Below are 1,776 nucleotides of genomic sequence, written 5' to 3' on the forward strand. Positions count from 1 at the left end.
CTCTTTTATAGCTTGCATATAAATATCATTTCTAATAGCTTTGTTAAGTGTTAAATTTCTAAGCCAAGAATTACCCGTAATAGCTCTAGTTTTACCAGTATAATAATTTACAGCTTTAGGATCATAACTATAACTATATTGACTTCCTATAAATTGAGGAATTTTTGTTTGAGTAAAAGAAATTGCCAACAATTCTCCATTCATTAATCCAATTATTGCTTCATTAAATGCATTTTTTTGCATATATGATGCATTATCAGTTTTTTTAAAATCATAACCATACATATATACTGCTCTTTTATCTAATTCATTATCACCAAACAATACCACATGATTTGTTTGCAATAAATTTGCACTATGAAATGTAGTATTGAAATAACTTACGATATACCCGCCATGAACTTTATTCATCTCTTCAGTATTTAAAACTTTAACACCTAATGAATTATCACTTATAGCACCTTTGCTAATATCTGCTAATAAATCATTAGCATTAGCACAAAAGCTTAAAACGGCAACTAAAGATAAAACTTTTAATGTTTTCTTAAACATTATCTCTCCTTTATTTTGAAATGACATCTCATAATATCTTAAGAAATTTTAAATAAAACTTAATATTAAAAATATTATTAATATTTGTTACTTTTCGTAATATTTTTAAATAATTCATAATTTTAAATTCCTTTAAAATTAATGGAATTTGAAATAGGAATTTAAACTTTCATATCAAATAAACTTATATTTTTTGGCTAAAACCAAAAGCTAATTTTAATAAATCTTCAAAACTCATTATATTAGATTCTTTACTAGGTTTTTCTATACCCATTAATTCTCTTATCTTTTTCATAAATTTTTCTAAAGTTTCTCTTTCTGCTTTGATTTGCTCTGGAGTTAAGACAAGATTATTATTTCCAGCTAAGGCACTTGTGATATTTTTCCCCTCAAAATCACCATCTTTTATAGGACTAAACATTAATTTTGAATATGTATCGTAAGAAGAAAAAGCACTTCTTTCTTTTAAACTCTTATCAAATCTATTAAATTTAACATAATCTTTTAGCCATCTTGGCATACGCTCAACTTCAGCACTTGTAAAGCCATTTTCACCCCTACTAATAAGCTGTGCTCCAAGTGCCATATCAAATGCATGAAAATCTTGCCTACTGATATTTCTATCATAACCGCTAAATTTACCATCATAAGTAGTCTCTGCTTCTATTACTGCCCTTATATCGCTTGATAAAAATCCCATAAGAAGCCCGCCTCTTGTAAATTCTCCCTTTTCGTTTTTATATCTATTCTCAGCAGGGTCAAAATTGCTTATATATAATTTATCTTCTTCTAATATTTCCTTACTACGAAAAACAGTGGTATTTGGCTTAGTTCTATCTTCATTTCTATAATGAAAAAACATACCACCAACATCTTCAGTTTTTTTATCAAAATTAACATTTGAAAACTCATATGGACTTTGCAATATTTTTGTCACTTCAAAAGTTCCTTTTTTGATAACATAACCTTGTGGAAATTGCTTTATATCTTCGGTGTTAAAAAAATCTTTAGAGTTTAAAAAATCTTCACTTACAACTTGGCTAAAAAGTGTATAAGCGTTATTAACAGTTTTTGCTATATCAATTTCATAATACTTTCTATATGCTCTTAAAGAATTGTTATTTCTATCTACTAGATTTTTTAAAGTATCGCTGTGGATTTTATAATTATCCGGAATACCTGCGGCTTTATTAAAATCACTTGTAAAAAAGCCATCTTTATCAA

General features: G+C 27.0%; 1 protein-coding gene and 1 pseudogene. Both read right to left on the reverse strand.

Going from position 1 to position 1,776, the window contains the following annotated elements:
• A pseudogene (locus AVBRAN12642_RS09620) lies at positions 1–552 on the reverse strand (hypothetical protein); the annotation flags it as partial.
• Positions 553–736: 184 nt separating this feature from the next.
• Positions 737–1,776, reverse strand: a 1,040-nt coding sequence (locus AVBRAN12642_RS09625) for a Cj0814 family flagellar-dependent secreted protein (protein WP_336608305.1), incomplete at its 5' end; no start/stop codon positions are given.

Source organism: Campylobacter sp. RM12642, from assembly GCF_020137635.1.
Taxonomy (GTDB): Bacteria; Campylobacterota; Campylobacteria; order Campylobacterales; family Campylobacteraceae; genus Campylobacter_E.